Consider the following 17,135-nt stretch of genomic DNA (forward strand, 5'->3'; position numbering starts at 1 on the left):
GATAAATTGATGATGGAACGAGTATGTTACAGTCCATTTTGCAGAGAGAGACTTCCTTAGGCTGAAAGAAGTGTCAGATGAAGGGTAACAGAACGCTATTCCTGAGAGCAGCTAATTCCTGCCGTCTTGCCACGTTATGGCAACTTGAGGTGATGAAATATATGCATATTGTTATGATATGCAATCTAGCCGTCGTGTCTAAAAGTGAGACACTTCCGCTTTTTATTTCATAATCAGGGTGGTAACGCGAGTCAACTCTCGTCCCTGTTATAGGGGACGGGAGTTTTTTGTTTTTAATTTGATTTTAATGAAGGAGGAAATACATATGAAACACTTAACAGGTGCACAAATTCGTCAAATGTTTTTAGATTTTTTCCAAGAAAAAGGACATGCAGTAGAGCCGAGTGCATCATTAGTTCCGCACGAAGATCCATCTCTTTTATGGATTAATAGTGGTGTTGCAACGCTGAAAAAATATTTTGATGGCCGCGTAATTCCGCAAAATCCACGCATTACAAATGCGCAAAAATCAATTCGTACAAACGATATTGAAAACGTAGGAAAAACAGCTCGTCACCATACGTTCTTTGAAATGTTAGGGAACTTCTCAATTGGTGATTACTTCAAAGAAGAAGCGATTACATGGGCTTGGGAATTTTTAACGAGTGATAAATGGATTGGTTTCGATAAAGAACTTTTATCTGTTACAATCCATCCAGAAGATGAAGAAGCATTCCAAATTTGGAATGAGAAAATGGGCGTGCCAAAAGAGCGCATTATTCGTTTAGAAGAAAACTTTTGGGATATCGGTGAAGGCCCAAGTGGACCGAACACAGAAATTTTCTACGACCGCGGAGAAGCTTACGGTAATGATTTTAGCGATCCAGAATTATATCCAGGCGGAGAAAACGAGCGTTATTTAGAAGTATGGAACCTTGTATTCTCACAATTTAATCATAACCCTGACGGTACATATACACCGCTTCCAAAGAAAAACATTGATACAGGGATGGGTCTTGAGCGTATGGCATCTGTTGTTCAAAACGTGCCAACGAATTTTGACACAGACTTATTTATGCCAATTATTGGTGCAACAGAAGTTATTTCTGGTGAAAAATACCGTGCTGGTAATGATGAACAAGATACAGCATTTAAAGTAATTGCTGACCATATTCGTACAGTAACATTTGCAGTTGGAGACGGAGCTCTTCCTTCTAACGAAGGCCGCGGTTATGTATTACGTCGTCTGCTGCGCCGCGCTGTACGTTATGCGAAGAAATTAAATATTAATCGTCCATTTATGTACGAATTAGTACCAGTAGTTGGAGAAGTGATGAAAGACTTCTACCCAGAAGTTCTGGAAAAGAAAGATTTCATTGCACGCGTTGTGAAAAATGAAGAGGAGCGTTTCCATGAAACACTGCATGACGGCGAAGCAATTTTAGCTGAAGTGATTGGAAAAGCAAAAGAAGCAAAATCAACTGTTATTTCTGGCGAAGACGCATTCCGTCTATATGACACATACGGATTCCCAATTGAGTTAACAGAAGAATATGCAGAAGAAGCTGGTATGACAGTTGATCATGAGGGCTTTGAAGTAGAGATGGAAAAACAGCGTGAGCGTGCACGTGCAGCTCGTCAAGATGTTGATTCTATGCAAATACAAGGCGGCGTTCTTGGTGAAATTAAAGTAGCGAGCGAATTTGTTGGTTACAATACAGTTGGAACAGAAAGTAACGTTGTTGCACTTGTGAAGAATGGTGAGTTCACAGATAGTCTACAAGCTGGTGAAGAAGGACAATTGATGTTAGATGCAACACCATTCTACGCTGAGAGCGGTGGTCAAATTGCTGACCGTGGTTACCTTCTTGCTGATGGCGTAAAAGTACTTGTAAAAGATGTACAAAAAGCACCGAATGGTCAAAACTTACACAAAGTAGTTGTAGAAGAAGGAACATTAACGAAAGAGGCAGCAGTAAAAGCGGTAATTGATACGAAAAACCGCGCAGCAATCGTGAAAAACCATACAGCAACTCACCTTCTGCATCAAGCATTAAAAGATATCCTTGGCGGACACGTAAACCAAGCAGGATCTCTTGTAACATCAGAGCGTTTACGTTTTGACTTCTCTCATTTCGGTCAAGTACAGGCGGATGAACTTGAAAAAATTGAGCGTATTGTAAACGAGAAAATTTGGGAAAGTATCACAGTAGACATTTCTCAAAAAGCAATTGAAGAAGCAAAAGCGATGGGTGCAATGGCACTATTCGGTGAAAAATACGGAGATGTTGTACGCGTTGTACAAGTAGGCAATTATAGCTTAGAGCTTTGCGGCGGTTGCCACGTAGACAATACAGCATCTATCGGTATTTTCAAAATCGTTGCTGAATCTGGTATTGGAGCAGGAACACGCCGTATTGAAGCAGTAACAGGAAAAGCTGCATATGAATTAATGAACGAACAAGTTGGTTTATTAAAAGAAGCAGCAAACAAAATGAAAACAAATCCAAAAGACATTTTAACAAGAGTTGACGGCTTATTTGCTGAAGTAAAACAACTGCAAAAAGAAAATGAATCTCTTGCAGCAAAACTAAGCAACATTGAAGCTGGTAATTTAACAGATGCAGTGCGTACAGTGGATGGTGTAAGTGTGCTTGCGACAAAAGTAAATGTTGCAGATATGAATAACTTACGTACAATGATGGATGATTTAAAGAACAAATTACAATCTGCAATTATCGTGCTTGCAGCTGTAAGTGATGATAAGGTCAACATTCTTGCTGGTGTAACGAAAGATTTAATTGAACAAGGATACCATGCTGGTAAGCTTGTAAAAGAAGTAGCATCTCGCTGCGGCGGCGGTGGCGGCGGTCGTCCTGATATGGCGCAAGCTGGTGGTAAAAATCCAGAACAAGTAGAGGATGCACTTGCATTTGTAGAAGAGTACGTTAAATCTGTTTCAAAATAAAGAGATAGTAGTGTACAATAGTAGGGAGAAGGAATATCTTTCTCCCTATACCTAGTAAAGTGAGGTGCTTAAAAATGGACGGGTTCGATAAGACGATGAAGTTTAACTTCCAAGAAGAAAAACAAAATGTCCATGTCAATGACGTACTATTAACTGTGTATGATGCACTTCAAGAAAAAGGATACAATCCGATTAATCAAATCGTCGGTTATTTATTAAGTGGCGATCCAGCATACATACCTCGTCATAAAGATGCTCGCAATATTATTCGCAAGCTAGAACGCGATGAACTTATTGAGGAGCTTGTAAAGTCCTATTTGAAACATCATCGTGAGGAGTAATTTATGCGTATATTAGGTTTAGATGTTGGGACAAAAACAGTTGGCGTTGCAATAAGCGATGAAATGGGTTGGACAGCACAAGGCTTGGAAACGATTAAAATTAACGAAGAAAGAGGCGAATTTGGTTTTAATCGTATTTCTGAGTTAGTAAAACAGTACAATGTGGACAAGATAGTAGTAGGATTGCCAAAGAACATGAATGGTACAATCGGTCCGCGCGGTGAAGCTTGTCAGCAATTTGCAGAAAAATTGGGTGAGCTCGTGCAATTGGAAGTTGTACTGTGGGACGAACGCTTGTCAACAATGGCAGCGGAGCGCCTGCTCATTTCGGCAGATGTAAGCCGAAAAAAACGAAAGCAAGTCATTGATAAGATGGCAGCGGTCGTAATTTTGCAAGGATATTTAGATAGTAAATAAGAGGTGACCATAATGGAAGAAAATCAAATTACAATTGTTGACGAAAAAGGTAACGAACATCTATGTGAAATTATTTTCACTTTTGATGCTGAAAAATTTGGTAAAAAATCTTACGTAGTATTCTCACCAATCGGTGAAGTTGACGAAGATGGCGATCCAATTTATGATGCAATGGCTTTCGAGCAAAACGAAGAAGAATCTGGTGGAACATTACTTCCAATCGAATCAGAAGAAGAGTGGGAAATGGTACAAGAAATGTTTAACACTCTTGCTGAGGAAGAAGAAGGCGAAGAAGAGTAATATGGTAAGTGTAAACAAACTGATTTCATATGGAAATCAGTTTGTTTACTATATAAGATACTAGTGGGTATTTATTATATCGTTTTATCCAAATGTTTTGAGGAAAAGGGAGCTATTCATATGAAATGGAATAAAATAGAGGGAACGGAAGATATAGAAGCATTTCTTAAAACATTTGGTTACTTTCACGATAGTTGTTTAAAAGAATTATATATGTGGACGGAAAGTTATGTAGGTGAAGAGCTATCTATGGCAGTACCAACTGAACTTGATACAAATGTAAGAATACTTTTTCAGAGACAGTTTGATAATCCATCAGCAATTGAATTAGTATTTGAAGGTGTAACGCAATTTCATATCATTCCAAGTTCGGCGAATTATGATTCGATTATTTATGATGCTACTCTTCTCTTACAGGATGATACGTTTTACTGGGCAAATACGTACGGCTGGAGACTAGGGGATGATAATTCCAAAGATGTAAGTTGGATCGCAGCTAAAAGTGTGAAATGGCGTGATGTAAGTTCTTGGATGGGGGAACAAATGAGATATGGTGTGCTTGAAGACTGTTAATTATTTTCTTGTCAGTAAACTGAAAACATATTTGTACGATGAATGAAAGATTTTTTGTCGAAAGCAGATAGTTATTTGTAGTATAATGATACAGATTGTAGAAAAAAGAAAGAACATGTCTAAAGAATAGACATGTTTTTTAGTATTTTGTAGGTTGTTGTATAGAGTAGGCGAGTACATTATACAATTTGAAATAAGGAGGACATAGGGTAGTGAATCAAATGAAAACAAAAAAACGAAGACGAGTAATTGCAGCTATTTTCATTGCGTTGCTTGTTGTTTGTGGTTCTGCATATGCATATATTGTCTCAGCTTTAAAGCCGCTTAATGCAGAGAGTAAAAAGGAAATTGAAGTGGAAATTCCAAAAGGTTCTTCTACAAGTAAGATAGGAGAGATTTTGGAGGAGAATGGAATTATTAAAAACGGAACGATATTTGGATTATATGTAAAAATGAAGTCAGAACGCGGCTTACAGGCGGGAAATTATTTATTGAGTCCGTCTATGAGTGTAGCGGAAGTAACAGATAGCATTACAGCTGGAAAGGTGCATAGCAAAGCATATTATAAGCTAACAATTCCTGAAGGAATACAAGTTGTAGAAATTGCTGATTTAATAGCGAAGGAATTTAAGTTAAATAAAGAAGATGTTATTCGTCAGTTGAATGATAAAGCGTTTGTGCAAAAACTCCAGCAGAAGTATCCAACATTGCTTACTGATAAAATTTTTGATAGCAATATTAAGTATCCATTAGAAGGTTATTTATATCCAGCTACATACCCGTACTATAAAGAGCAAGTAACGTTAGAAGAAATCGTAACGCCAATGCTTGATAAAACAAATAAATTGATTGAGCAAAACGCGCAAAAAATGAAAGAAAGACAATTGGATGTTCATCAATTATTGACAATGTCTTCTTTAATCGAAGAGGAAGCAACGGGTTATACAGATCGGAAAAATATTGCTAGTGTGTTTTATAATCGTTTAGCAAAAGGAATGCCGCTGCAAACAGATCCAACAGTGCTATATGCATTAGGTAAGCATAAGGGACGTGTACTATATGAGGATTTAAAAGTAAATTCTCCGTATAACACATATGTTGTGAAAGGATTACCAGTTGGACCAATTTCGAATTCTGGTGTAAAATCAGTAGAAGCGGCACTTGAACCTGCACAAACAGATTATTATTATTTCTTAGCAGCACCAGACGGTCAAGTGTATTACGCTAAGACGTTAGAAGAACATAACGCGTTAAAACAAAAATATATTACACAAAAGCAATCGTAAATTTTTTGAGGGAAGCGAGAAAAATTCGCATATCCCTCTTTTTTATGATAAAATATATCGGGTTAAAAACTGGTAGAAGAATCGTTTTTAATATAGAAACGGGACGTACAAGCTAAGGATAGAGCAAGCTTGTATTTTTCTTTCCAAAGAGACAATATTCTTTTTTACTTCTCCATGCGATAAGGAGGACTATCTATGGAGCAACAAGATGCAGTTTATGAATATTTGCAGTCTTTTATCGATCCGAAAGATGAGCTGATTCTTGAAATGGAACAGTATGCGATGGAGTACCATGTACCAATTATGGATCGTCTTGGCATGGAGTTTATGTTGCAATTTTTGCGTCTAATTGAGCCAAAGAGCATATTAGAACTTGGTACAGCAATTGGGTATTCTAGCATTCGCATGATGCAAGCCATTCCGAATTCACGCATTGTCACAGTAGAGCGAAATGCGGATCGATATGAAAAAGCACTTGAATATATAAATCGTTCCCCAGTAAAAGAACGCATTTCTGTTATTTTTGGAGATGCTTTAGAAACGGGAGAGCAAGTAAAAGAACATGGCACATTTGATGTCATTTTTATTGATGCAGCAAAAGGGCAATATCGTCGCTTTTTTGATATATACGAGCCGTTATTAAATCCTGGCGGCGTTATTATTTCAGATAATGTACTATATCACGGTCTTGTGACGACAAAAGAGCACATTGAAAATAGACGTACACGCGGTTTAATTAGAAGGATTAAAACGTATAATGAGTGGCTCATGAATCATGAAGAATATGATACAACCATTTTCCCAATTGGTGACGGGGTAGCAGTGAGTAAAAAGAAGGGGTGACGTATAATGAAAAAACCTGAGTTGTTAGTAACGCCAAGAACAGTGGCGGATATTGCACCACTTGCAAAAGCAGGTGCAGATGCAGTAATGATTGGTGAACAAAAGTTTGGTTTACGTTTAGCTGGTGAATTCTCTCGTGAAGACGTAAAAGAAGCAGTAGCTATTGCACATGAAAATAATATGAAAGTGTATGTTGCAATGAATGCGATGTTCCACAATGAGAAAATAGAAGCTTTAAAAGATTACGTTGCATTTTTACAAGAAGTAAATGTAGATGCAGTTGTCTTTGGAGATCCAGCTGTATTAATGACAGTGCGTGAAGTGGCACCAAATATGCAAATGCATTGGAATACAGAAACAACAGCAACAAACTGGTTTACATGTAACTATTGGGGACGTAAGGGTGCAAAACGTGCTGTTCTTGCCCGCGAATTAAGCTTAGATGAAATTGTGGAATTAAAAGAGAATGCAGAGGTGGAAGTGGAAGTACAAATCCACGGAATGACATGCATGTTCCAATCAAAGCGTTCTTTAGTAGGAAACTACTTTGAGTATCAAGGCCGCGATATGGAAATTGAAAAGAAGAAATATGAAGAAAACATGTTTTTACATGACAAAGAACGTAATAATAAATATCCAGTCTATGAAGATGAGAACGGCACTCACATTATGAGTCCGAATGATATTTGTTTTATCGATGAATTAGAAGAGTTAATCGATGCTGAAATCGATAGCTTAAAAATTGATGGTGTATTAAAAAGTTCAGAATACATTGTTGAAGTAACGAAGAGATATCGTAAGGCCATCGATTTATGCGTAGAAGATCGCGATGCGTATTATGATGTAAAAGACGATTTATATAAAGAAATTGAAGAAATTCAACCGGTAAATCGCCCGTTAGATACAGGATTCTTCTTCAAAGAAACGGTTTATTAAAAAGGAGGTTCAGCATATGACTGTCAAAGAAATTTCACGTGTAATTGATGGAAAACGTGTTATTGTAAAGAAACCTGAGTTGTTAATACCAGCAGGTAACTTAGAAAAACTAAAAGTAGCTATCCATTACGGTGCAGATGCTGTATATTTAGGTGGACAAGAATTTGGTCTCCGCTCAAATGCAGGTAATTTTACGCTAGAAGAAATGGCAGAAGGCGTTGAATTTGCAAAGAAATATGGTGCTAAAATATACGTAACAACAAATATCTTTGCACATAATGAAAATATGGATGGCTTAGAAGAATATTTAAGAGGGATTGAAAAAGCTGGTGTAACGGGTATTATCGTTGCAGATCCTCTTATTATTGAGACGTGTAAACGTGTAGCGCCTTCTGTTGAAGTGCATTTAAGTACACAACAATCATTATCCAACTGGAAAGCAGCGCAGTATTGGAAAGAAGAAGGATTGCATCGTCTTGTATTAGCTCGTGAAGTAGGCTATGAAGAGATGAAAGAAATCAAAGAGCACGTTGATATTGAAATTGAAGCATTCGTCCACGGTGCAATGTGTATTGCGTACTCTGGAAGATGTACATTAAGTAATCATATGACGGCACGTGACTCTAACCGCGGTGGTTGCTGTCAGTCTTGCCGCTGGGATTATGACTTAATTCAAACAGTATCGCAACATAAAGAAGCAGGAGAACTTCCTTTATTCCAAGAAGGGGATGCTCCTTTTGCGATGAGTCCAAAAGACTTAAATCTTATTTTATCTATCCCGAAAATGATTGAAATTGGGATTGACAGCTTGAAAGTTGAAGGGCGCATGAAATCAATTCACTACGTTGCAACTGTTGCAACTGTGTATCGTAAAGTGATCGATGCGTATTGTGCAGATCCAGACAACTTCGAGTTTAAACAAGAATGGTTAGAAGAACTTGATAAATGTGCAAATCGTGATACAGCTCCTGCATTCTTTGAAGGCGTTCCTGGATATCAAGAGCAAATGTATGGAAATCATAGTAAGAAAACAACGTATGATTTTGCTGGTTTAGTGTTAGATTATAATGAAGAAACAGGCATTGTGACAATAGAGCAGCGCAACTACTTCAAACCAGGTCATGAAGTTGAGTTCTTTGGACCAGAAATTGAAAACTTTACACAAACGGTGGAAAAAATTTGGGATGAGGATGGAAACGAATTAGATGCAGCGAGACATCCGTTGCAAATCGTGAAATTCAAAGTGGATCGACCAGTGTATGTGAACAACATGATGCGAAAAAGCATACTTCAATAAGAAAGAGTGGTAGTTGAATGGGGACGAACAAGCCTGTTGTAATTGGAATCGCTGGTGGTTCAGGATCAGGTAAAACAAGTGTAACAAAAGCAATCTTTGATCAATTTCAAGGTCATTCTATTTTAATCTTAGAGCAAGATTATTATTATAAAGATCAAAGTCATCTGCCAATGGAGGAGCGCTTAAAAACAAATTATGATCATCCGTTAGCATTTGATAATGACTTGTTAATTGAGCACTTGCATCAGTTGCTTGCGTATAAGCAGATTGAGAAGCCTGTATACGATTACACATTGCATACACGCTCGGAAGAAATTATTCCAGTAGAACCGAAAGATGTAGTTATTCTAGAGGGAATTCTTATTTTAGAAGATCCACGTCTTTGCGATTTAATGGACATTAAAGTGTTTGTTGATACAGATGCTGACCTTCGCATTTTACGCCGTATGCAGCGAGATATTAAAGAACGCGGCCGTACGATGGACTCTGTTATTGAACAATATGTAAATGTTGTGCGTCCAATGCACAATCAATTTATTGAGCCTTCTAAGAAATTTGCGGATATTATTATTCCAGAAGGCGGACAAAATCATGTTGCGATTGACATTATGGTCACAAAAATCGCAACAATTCTTGAAGAAAAAGTGAATTTGTAATAGCATAGTAAAAGATGTACGATAGGAAGGGATTTTTCCCCTTTCTATCGAATACAATGAAACATGCCAACCTCACCCACATCTAGGTGAGGGCATATTTATATTAACTTTCCATACATACCTTCTTTATATAAGGAAGAATTGGGAAAAAATACGGGGTTGTGTGTGACAACTCCGCTAGTGCCAGGCGTACTAGAAACCTCCGCTATTTCATAAGGCGGAGGAGTTTTCATATGGAACTCCTCTTTTTTTCGGGGGATTGGTATATAAAAGGAGTGGAAAACATGGCAACAGAAAAAACATACCCTATGACACTTGAGGGAAAGCAAAAATTAGAACATGAACTTGAACAATTAAAAACAGTAAGACGTAAAGAAGTTGTAGAGCGTATTAAAATTGCGCGCAGCTTTGGTGATCTTTCTGAGAACTCTGAGTATGATGCAGCAAAAGACGAGCAAGCATTCGTAGAAGGTCGTATTACACAGCTTGAAAACATGATTCGCAATGCAGTTATTATTGAAGATAACGGTGAAGATTCTACAGTAGTAACGCTTGGTAAAACAGTTATTTTCCAAGAGTTACCAGATGGTGAGGAAGAAGCATATACAATCGTTGGTAGCGCGGAAGCTGATCCGTTTGAAGGCAAAATTTCTAACGATTCTCCAATCGCGAGGAGCTTAATGGGTAAGCAAATTGGTGAAGAAGTAATCGTGCAAACGCCAGGCGGAGATATGCGCGTAAAAATCGTTTCTGTAAAGTAAAACATAAAAAGCTAACTCATCGTATGGTGAGTTAGCTTTTTTCATTTCAAGGCTCAGAGAAAATGAAGAAAATCCTGATAGGTGAAAGTTTCACTTCGTATGAATTTCTTCTGTCTGTTTGTATAAAAAGAATTACACCTCGTCAACAATGAAAGACGAGGTGTTTTTTTATGAAAATGCAGCAGCGAATTATCATAATTTTAGTAGCTTTTATGTGCATGATGTTTATTTTACTTGGCCGTTTAATACAAATTCAGCTTGTGGAAACGGAGTCGTTTACAGATAAACATATTAATTTAATTGAAAAAAGCGTTGCTCAGCGTACACAGGCAGTTATTGTAGACGATGGGCGCGGTCGTTTTACGGATCGAAATGGTGAAGAGTTGGTGGATGATGATCAGACAGTTTTGATTTTATTTCCATTTCTAAGACGTACGAACTGGCCGGTGCAAAAGATTGCTCATATCATCGGAGTGCGAGAGAAAGAAATAGAGCAGCAAATACAAATAGCAAACAAGCCCGTTGTATTTCAACAAGATGAAAAGCCATTGAAATTAACGAAAGAACAAATGCAGCAAATTAACGATCTAAAGATTCCAGGTATTATAGCAGCACATGCAAGATTGAAGCAGAATGACATCATAGCAGAGCATCTCATTGGAATTACTGGAGAAAATGAGGAGCAGTTTGTAAAGAGGTACGGGGAAAAAGAAAAGAAGAAAACACCGATCGGTATTTCAGGGTTACAACGCTCTTTTGATGAGTTTTTATTATCAGATGGAGAAGCAAAAATACTGTATCATGTTGATGGGCAAGGAGAACCGATTTTTGGAAAAAACGTTAAGTATACATATCCTGCTAATCCTTTTTATCCACTCATTATAGAAACAACATTGGATAAAAGTTTACAAGTGAGAGCGGAAGAACTTATTAATCAGTACAAGCTTGTGAAAGGTGGTCTTATATTACTTGATATTCAAACGAATGAAATTTTAGCGATGGTGAGTAAGCCGTCTTTACATACAAACAACAAGGAAGCGTATAAGCGAGGTGCAAGTAATCAAATGCTTATCCCGCATTTTCCAGGGTCTGTTTTTAAAACAGTTATAGCAGCTGCTGCAATTGAGGAAGGAATACTTACAGCAAAGCGAAGATTTGACTGTGATATGGATCTTTACGGAGAAGGGAAAGCAGATAGGTTGATGGGGACGCTATCGTTTACAGAAAGCTTTGCTCGCAGCTGTAATCGTACGTTTGCAGTGCTTGGGCGTGAACTCTTACAAAAAGATAAAATGATGATTGAGAAGTATGTAGAGGCGTTAGGAGCAGCGAACAGCGTTGGGTGGAAAGGCTCTGTTTTTCATACATCTTTATTTCAGCAGCTCGTAGAAGAAAAAGAGGGAACGATTTGGCGTGATGAAAGAGATAAAACAGTTCGAAAAGCAATTGCACAAACTGCAATCGGTCAAAAAGATGTTCGATTATCACCGCTAGCTGTTGCCAATATGATGGCAACAATTGCAAGAGGGGGTGAAAAGAAAGAAGTCAAAGCTGTTCGGGGCATTACATATAAAAACGGAACGAAATTATTTCATTTTGAAGATCATCTACTACGAGGGAAAACACTCAAAAGAAATACGATAAAGAAGGTGCAGCAATTGTTAAGAGGTGTTGTAACGGCATCAAATGGTACAGGCTCCGCTTATCAATCATTACCACTTACAATAGCAGGGAAATCAGGAACTGCACAAACAGGGAAAGAAAATCATGAAAATCGTTGGTTCGCTGGTTATTTTCCGTATGAAAACCCTCGCTATGCTTTAGTCGTCGTTGATTTAGAAACGAATAGGCAAGACAATGTTGTACCACGCATTTTTGCTGATTATGTAGAAGCGATTGCTAAATGGGAACATAAGAGAAAGTGATAAGGAATATTTTCATTTTGTGAAAAAATAGTCCTAATCCTTCAACCTTTGTGCATTTGATGTTACAATAACAAGTATGAAAAATGTCATGGAGGTTTGAATAATGGCAGGAACTAGATTTCAACAAAAGCAACAAAGGCGTCGTCAAAATGGTGTTTTGAACATTGCAATTGGTATCGTGCTATTAGCGGTCGTGATTGTAGCATATCAACTAATCTTTACTTCTGATAATACAGAGCAAGTTGCTTCTAGTGATAAAAAGGTAGCACAGCAAACTGAAAAAGAAAAAGAAGCTGCGAAAAAGAAAGAAAAAGAAGAAGTAGCTAAGAAGAAAGAAGACGCGAAAGCAGCAGAACAAAAGAAAAAAGAAGAGGAAGAGAAAAAGAAAGCGGAAGAAGAAGCAAAAGCAAAAGAGAATGAAAAAGTATCCGCAGAGAAAACAATTGCAACAGCGACAGAAGCATATACAAAACCAGCTTGGAAGCCAGTTGGTACAGAGCAAGGCCAATCACCAGCAATGACATTCCAAAAAGGAAGTACTGACTGGAATGAGATGATAAAGGCCATTGCTTATGCAATTGATATCCCAGCAGATCAGTTGGTGATTCACCGTATTGGAAATAGCGGAAAACAGAAAGCATACGGAAATGTACAAGATAAACAAACAGGTAAAAAATATTATGTAAATATTGATTGGGTAGAAAATGAGGGTTGGAAACCAACGCTTGTTCAAGTCCTAAATTAAAAAAGAGAGAGGTGATAAAGCCTCTCTCTTTTTTAGCGCAATTTTTTCAATTTAAAATGGACAACAGCGCTATAATATGGTCGTTTACTTTCAGGATCCATAATCATTTGATGTGAAACGTGATGTACTTCCATCATAAGTGCCTTATTATTATCAATTTGTTCATTGATTTTCTTCTCTAGCGATGCTAAATTAGCTGCTTCAAAAAATTCAATTTTATCTTCCATCATTTCAAATGTAAACGACATGAATCACACCTCTTTCCGCATGTTCATAGTTTAGTGTATCAAAGTAGACTAAGAAATACCATGTGCATTTTTGTTGACTTTTTAGTGTATAAGGCATATTATACTGATAAATCCGATAAGAAAAAGGGGAATTTTTATGGGTACAGAATTTAATGAACTATTTGATGAATGGGCTCATACGTATGATTCTTTCGTACAGGGCGAAGATGTACAATATAAAGAAGTTTTCGCTCATTATGAGGAAATTTTAGAGGATGTAGTAAAAAAATCTTTTGGAAATATTTTGGAATTCGGTGTTGGTACTGGAAACTTAACAAATAGATTATTAGTTGCTGGTCACACTGTTTATGGTATAGAGCCGTCACAAGAAATGCGTACGATTGCGAAACAAAAACTTCCGCAAGATGTATTGATTACAGAAGGTGATTTTCTGAACTTTGTTATTCCTTCACATGTTGATACGATTGTCAGCACCTATGCTTTTCACCACTTAACAGATAAAGAAAAAAATGTGGCAATTGCGAAGTATAGTCAATTGCTAAATAAAGGTGGTAAAATAGTGTTTGCTGACACGATATTTGGAGATCAAGAGGCATATGATAAAACTGTTGAAGCTGCGCAGGAGCAAGGATTTCATCAGTTAGCAAATGATTTACAAACGGAATACTATACTCGTATTCCTGTCATGCAATCTATTTTTGAAAACAATGGCTTTCAAGTCACGTTCACCCGCATGAATCATTATGTTTGGGTAATGGAGGCAACGAAGCAATAGAAAGAGGGATTAGATTGAGAATTGCTGTAATCGGAGCGATGGAAGAAGAAGTACGTATTTTACGTGACAAGTTAGAACAAGCAGAAACAGAAACAGTTGCAGGTTGTGAATTTACGAAGGGTACATTAGCAGGACATGAAGTTATCTTGTTGAAGTCTGGTATTGGTAAAGTAAATGCAGCAATGTCAACAACGATTTTATTAGAGCGTTATAAGCCAGAAAAAATTATTAATACAGGTTCAGCTGGTGGATTCCACCATTCTTTAAATGTAGGAGATGTTGTGATTTCAACAGAAGTTCGTCATCATGACGTAGATGTAACTGCATTTGATTATGAATACGGTCAAGTACCAGGAATGCCAGCAGGATTTCCAGCGGATGAAGAACTTGTTGCATTAGCTGAAAAATGTATGCAAACAGCAGATGGCATTCAAGTTGTAAAAGGTATGATTGCAACGGGAGACTCTTTCATGAGCGATCCAAATCGCGTTGCGTTTGTTCGTGAGAAATTTACTGATCTATATGCAGTAGAAATGGAAGCGGCAGCAGTTGCACAAGTATGTTATCAATATAAAGTGCCATTTGTAATTATTCGAGCACTTTCTGATATCGCTGGTAAGGAATCAGATATTTCGTTCGACCAATTTTTAGATCAAGCAGCTCTTCATTCTACAAACTTTATCGTAAAAGTATTAGAAGAGTTAAAGTAATGTAGCAAAAAGGCAACTGTTTCATATATAGGAAATACATACAGTTGCCTTTTTCTTTTGAGGTGTTAGGTAAGGAGGAAATACGATGAAAGTGTATCGCAGTGTTCATGACCTAATCGGACATACACCGCTTGTTGAAATTACGCGCTTTTTACTTCCAGAAGGTGTTCGGCTTTTTGCGAAGCTTGAGTTCTATAACCCAGGAGGAAGTGTGAAAGATCGGTTAGGGCGAGAATTAATTGAGGATGCTCTTGCTAAAGGGCTTGTTACGCCAGGTGGAACAATTATTGAACCAACAGCTGGCAATACAGGAATTGGACTGGCACTTGCAGCACTTGAGCATAACTTACATGTTATCGTTTGCGTTCCAGAGAAATTTAGTATTGAAAAACAAGAACTTATGAAAGCTCTTGGTGCAACGATTGTTCATACACCAACCTCAAAAGGTATGACAGGTGCTATTGCAAAAGCAGAAGAGCTTCTTGAAGAAATTCCAAATTCATATTCTCCATGTCAATTTGCTAATGAAGCAAATCCACGTGCATATTATAAAACATTAGGTCCTGAACTGTGGGAAGCACTAGACGGAAACATTAACATATTTGTCGCTGGTGCTGGTACCGGTGGAACATTTATGGGAACGGCGTTATATTTAAAAGAGCAAAATCAGCAGATTAAAACAGTTATTGTTGAACCAGAAGGCTCAATTTTAAATGGAGGCGAAGCCGGCTCCCATGAAACAGAAGGAATTGGGCTTGAATTTATACCGCCATTTCTGAATCCAGCATATTTTGATGCCATTCATACGATTTCAGATCGTGATGCATTCTCACGTGTGAAACAATTGGCACAAAAAGAAGGACTTCTTGTTGGCAGTTCTTCGGGTGCAGCGCTTCATGCAAGCATATTAGAAGCAGAGACAGCAAAACCAGGCACAAATATTGTAACAATTTTTCCAGATAGCAGTGAACGCTATTTGAGTAAGCATATATACAAAGGGTGGGAATAAAAAATGAGAAAAAAAACAAAATTAATTCATGGTATTCATATCGGAGAACCTTCAACTGGAGCTGTGACAGTACCGATTTATCAAACGAGTACGTACAAACAAGAAGGTGTAGGAAATCATAAAGGGTACGAATATTCACGTACGGGAAATCCAACTCGTGCAGCTCTTGAAGAAACAATTGCTGTTCTTGAAAATGGTCATGCAGGATTTGCATTTGGATCAGGTATGGCAGCAATTACAGCAGTGATGATGCTCTTCTCTAAAGGGGATCATGTTGTTTTAACAGATGATGTATACGGCGGAACATACCGTGTGATGTCAAAAGTATTAAATCGCTTTGGAATTGAACATACATTTGTTGATACAACAAACTTAGAAGCAGTAAAAGAAGCAATTCTTCCAAATACAAAAGCAATTTATATGGAAACACCGACGAATCCACTTTTAAAAATTACAGATATTAAACAAATTGCAGCACTTGCTAAAGAACAAGATTTATTAACAATTGTTGATAATACATTTATGACACCGTATTGGCAAACACCAATTTCTCTTGGTGCAGATATTGTACTTCATAGTGCAACAAAATATTTAGGTGGTCATAGTGATGTTGTCGCTGGAGTAGTAGCTGTAAATAGTGCAGAGTTAGCAGAGGAGCTTCATTTCGTACAAAATTCAACAGGCGGTATTTTAGGACCACAAGATAGCTTTTTATTACTACGTGGTTTAAAAACGTTAGGAGTACGTATGGAGGAGCATGAAGCAAATGCTCGTGCAATTGCTGAGTTCTTACAAAATCATCCGAAAGTAAACAAAGTGTACTATCCAGGACTTAGCAGTCACCATAATCATGACTTAGCAGCAGAGCAAGCAAATGGCTATGGCGCAATTATTTCATTTGATGTAGATAGTAAAGAAACATTAAACGCTGTCCTTGGGAAAGTACAATACTTTACACTTGCTGAAAGTCTAGGTGCAGTAGAAAGCTTAATTTCAATTCCTTCTCAAATGACACATGCTTCTATTCCAGCAGAGCGCCGTGCAGAACTAGGAATTACAGATACATTAATTCGTATTTCAGTCGGAATTGAAGACGGAGAAGATTTAATTGAAGATTTAGCACGAGCATTAGCATAATGGAACAAGCACTACTTCACTCAGTAGTGCTTGTTTTTTATATTTTGAATTTGTGAAACTTTTCACAAATTAGACACACACAAATGAAAAGATCTCGTGTATAGTAAAAAGCATGAAACGAGAAGCTTCACATATATCTATGTGAAATGTTTCACAAACAATGGGATTCATGTAGAAAAGGTAGTTCTATTTTTTTAGCTAATAGGGA

At 37.5% G+C, this 17,135-nt stretch carries 18 protein-coding genes; 17 read left to right on the forward strand and 1 reads right to left on the reverse strand.

The window, feature by feature from the left end; genetic code table 11:
- The first annotated feature begins 325 nt into the window (after positions 1-325).
- From alaS to ACTDJC_RS01995, 13 genes are all read left to right on the forward strand, one after another.
- On the forward strand, positions 326-2,968 hold the full coding sequence (gene alaS, locus ACTDJC_RS01935; RefSeq protein ID WP_440602538.1) for an alanine--tRNA ligase: 2,643 nt from the start codon (positions 326-328) through the stop codon (positions 2,966-2,968).
- Positions 2,969-3,042: 74 nt separating this feature from the next.
- A complete protein-coding gene (locus ACTDJC_RS01940) occupies positions 3,043-3,309 on the forward strand; it encodes an IreB family regulatory phosphoprotein (RefSeq protein ID WP_035434175.1) in 267 nt (88 codons plus the stop codon).
- Between the two features lie 3 nt (positions 3,310-3,312).
- The gene (gene ruvX, locus ACTDJC_RS01945; protein WP_098307965.1) at positions 3,313-3,726 is read left to right on the forward strand and encodes a Holliday junction resolvase RuvX; all 414 of its coding nucleotides are present in this window, start codon (positions 3,313-3,315) and stop codon (positions 3,724-3,726) included.
- A 12-nt stretch (positions 3,727-3,738) separates the two neighbouring features.
- Positions 3,739-4,026: a DUF1292 domain-containing protein gene (locus tag ACTDJC_RS01950; RefSeq protein ID WP_098307963.1), complete on the forward strand. Its 288-nt coding sequence runs from the start codon at positions 3,739-3,741 to the stop codon at positions 4,024-4,026.
- Positions 4,027-4,146: 120 nt separating this feature from the next.
- On the forward strand, positions 4,147-4,599 hold the full coding sequence (locus ACTDJC_RS01955) for a hypothetical protein (RefSeq protein ID WP_253630476.1): 453 nt from the start codon (positions 4,147-4,149) through the stop codon (positions 4,597-4,599).
- Positions 4,600-4,820: 221 nt separating this feature from the next.
- A complete protein-coding gene (mltG, locus tag ACTDJC_RS01960) occupies positions 4,821-5,885 on the forward strand; it encodes an endolytic transglycosylase MltG (protein ID WP_440602772.1) in 1,065 nt (354 codons plus the stop codon).
- A 195-nt stretch (positions 5,886-6,080) separates the two neighbouring features.
- Positions 6,081-6,728 carry an O-methyltransferase gene (locus tag ACTDJC_RS01965; protein ID WP_253630475.1) on the forward strand — a complete coding sequence of 216 codons (648 nt, stop codon included), beginning with the start codon at positions 6,081-6,083 and terminating at the stop codon, positions 6,726-6,728.
- Between the two features lie 6 nt (positions 6,729-6,734).
- Positions 6,735-7,664, forward strand: a complete 930-nt coding sequence (locus ACTDJC_RS01970) for a peptidase U32 family protein (protein ID WP_440602539.1) — start codon at positions 6,735-6,737, stop codon at positions 7,662-7,664.
- Positions 7,665-7,680: 16 nt separating this feature from the next.
- Positions 7,681-8,961, forward strand: a complete 1,281-nt coding sequence (locus ACTDJC_RS01975; protein WP_230574811.1) for a peptidase U32 family protein — start codon at positions 7,681-7,683, stop codon at positions 8,959-8,961.
- Positions 8,962-8,978: 17 nt separating this feature from the next.
- Positions 8,979-9,617, forward strand: coding sequence for a uridine kinase (udk, locus tag ACTDJC_RS01980; protein ID WP_253630473.1), 639 nt, complete (start codon positions 8,979-8,981; stop codon positions 9,615-9,617).
- A 284-nt stretch (positions 9,618-9,901) separates the two neighbouring features.
- Entirely contained in the window at positions 9,902-10,378 is a 477-nt protein-coding gene (gene greA, locus ACTDJC_RS01985; RefSeq protein ID WP_440602540.1) for a transcription elongation factor GreA, read from the forward strand.
- 170 nt (positions 10,379-10,548) lie between these two features.
- Positions 10,549-12,303, forward strand: a complete 1,755-nt coding sequence (locus ACTDJC_RS01990) for a peptidoglycan D,D-transpeptidase FtsI family protein (RefSeq protein ID WP_440602541.1) — start codon at positions 10,549-10,551, stop codon at positions 12,301-12,303.
- A 100-nt stretch (positions 12,304-12,403) separates the two neighbouring features.
- Positions 12,404-13,048 (forward strand): YrrS family protein, encoded by a 645-nt coding sequence (locus ACTDJC_RS01995; RefSeq protein WP_098307947.1) that lies wholly within the window; start codon positions 12,404-12,406, stop codon positions 13,046-13,048.
- A gap of 32 nt (positions 13,049-13,080) precedes the next feature.
- Here the strand turns inward: ACTDJC_RS01995 and ACTDJC_RS02000 are convergent, their stop codons facing one another.
- The gene (locus ACTDJC_RS02000; protein WP_098307945.1) at positions 13,081-13,296 is read right to left on the reverse strand and encodes a YrzA family protein; all 216 of its coding nucleotides are present in this window, start codon (positions 13,294-13,296) and stop codon (positions 13,081-13,083) included.
- Between the two features lie 136 nt (positions 13,297-13,432).
- Here ACTDJC_RS02000 and ACTDJC_RS02005 point away from each other — a divergent pair, with 136 nt between their 5' ends.
- The 4 genes from ACTDJC_RS02005 to ACTDJC_RS02020 all read left to right on the forward strand — a co-directional run bounded on the left by ACTDJC_RS02005 (position 13,433) and on the right by ACTDJC_RS02020 (position 16,927).
- Positions 13,433-14,071 carry a class I SAM-dependent DNA methyltransferase gene (locus tag ACTDJC_RS02005; protein ID WP_440602542.1) on the forward strand — a complete coding sequence of 213 codons (639 nt, stop codon included), beginning with the start codon at positions 13,433-13,435 and terminating at the stop codon, positions 14,069-14,071.
- Positions 14,072-14,085: 14 nt separating this feature from the next.
- Positions 14,086-14,781, forward strand: a complete 696-nt coding sequence (gene mtnN / locus ACTDJC_RS02010; RefSeq protein WP_440602543.1) for a 5'-methylthioadenosine/S-adenosylhomocysteine nucleosidase — start codon at positions 14,086-14,088, stop codon at positions 14,779-14,781.
- Between the two features lie 85 nt (positions 14,782-14,866).
- A complete protein-coding gene (locus ACTDJC_RS02015) occupies positions 14,867-15,790 on the forward strand; it encodes an O-acetylserine dependent cystathionine beta-synthase (RefSeq protein WP_440602544.1) in 924 nt (307 codons plus the stop codon).
- A 3-nt stretch (positions 15,791-15,793) separates the two neighbouring features.
- Positions 15,794-16,927 carry a bifunctional cystathionine gamma-lyase/homocysteine desulfhydrase gene (locus ACTDJC_RS02020; protein ID WP_440602545.1) on the forward strand — a complete coding sequence of 378 codons (1,134 nt, stop codon included), beginning with the start codon at positions 15,794-15,796 and terminating at the stop codon, positions 16,925-16,927.
- The last annotated feature ends 208 nt before the right edge of the window (positions 16,928-17,135 follow it).

The organism is Bacillus sp. GB_SG_008 (assembly GCF_052038115.1).
Classification (GTDB): domain Bacteria; phylum Bacillota; class Bacilli; order Bacillales; family Bacillaceae_G; genus Bacillus_A; species Bacillus_A rhizoplanae.

Excerpts from the sequence above, each read along its gene's own strand:
- alaS (WP_440602538.1), top strand. The coding sequence starts at position 326 with ATGAAACACTTAACAGGTGCACAAATTCGTCAAATGTTTTTAGATTTT.
- ACTDJC_RS01940 (WP_035434175.1), top strand. The coding sequence starts at position 3,043 with ATGGACGGGTTCGATAAGACGATGAAGTTTAACTTCCAAGAAGAAAAA.
- ruvX (WP_098307965.1), top strand. The coding sequence starts at position 3,313 with ATGCGTATATTAGGTTTAGATGTTGGGACAAAAACAGTTGGCGTTGCA.
- ACTDJC_RS01950 (WP_098307963.1), top strand. The coding sequence starts at position 3,739 with ATGGAAGAAAATCAAATTACAATTGTTGACGAAAAAGGTAACGAACAT.
- ACTDJC_RS01955 (WP_253630476.1), top strand. The coding sequence starts at position 4,147 with ATGAAATGGAATAAAATAGAGGGAACGGAAGATATAGAAGCATTTCTT.
- mltG (WP_440602772.1), top strand. The coding sequence starts at position 4,821 with ATGAAAACAAAAAAACGAAGACGAGTAATTGCAGCTATTTTCATTGCG.
- ACTDJC_RS01965 (WP_253630475.1), top strand. The coding sequence starts at position 6,081 with ATGGAGCAACAAGATGCAGTTTATGAATATTTGCAGTCTTTTATCGAT.
- ACTDJC_RS01970 (WP_440602539.1), top strand. The coding sequence starts at position 6,735 with ATGAAAAAACCTGAGTTGTTAGTAACGCCAAGAACAGTGGCGGATATT.
- ACTDJC_RS01975 (WP_230574811.1), top strand. The coding sequence starts at position 7,681 with ATGACTGTCAAAGAAATTTCACGTGTAATTGATGGAAAACGTGTTATT.
- udk (WP_253630473.1), top strand. The coding sequence starts at position 8,979 with ATGGGGACGAACAAGCCTGTTGTAATTGGAATCGCTGGTGGTTCAGGA.
- greA (WP_440602540.1), top strand. The coding sequence starts at position 9,902 with ATGGCAACAGAAAAAACATACCCTATGACACTTGAGGGAAAGCAAAAA.
- ACTDJC_RS01990 (WP_440602541.1), top strand. The coding sequence starts at position 10,549 with ATGAAAATGCAGCAGCGAATTATCATAATTTTAGTAGCTTTTATGTGC.
- ACTDJC_RS02000 (WP_098307945.1), bottom strand. The coding sequence starts at position 13,296 with ATGTCGTTTACATTTGAAATGATGGAAGATAAAATTGAATTTTTTGAA.
- ACTDJC_RS02005 (WP_440602542.1), top strand. The coding sequence starts at position 13,433 with ATGGGTACAGAATTTAATGAACTATTTGATGAATGGGCTCATACGTAT.
- ACTDJC_RS02015 (WP_440602544.1), top strand. The coding sequence starts at position 14,867 with ATGAAAGTGTATCGCAGTGTTCATGACCTAATCGGACATACACCGCTT.
- ACTDJC_RS02020 (WP_440602545.1), top strand. The coding sequence starts at position 15,794 with ATGAGAAAAAAAACAAAATTAATTCATGGTATTCATATCGGAGAACCT.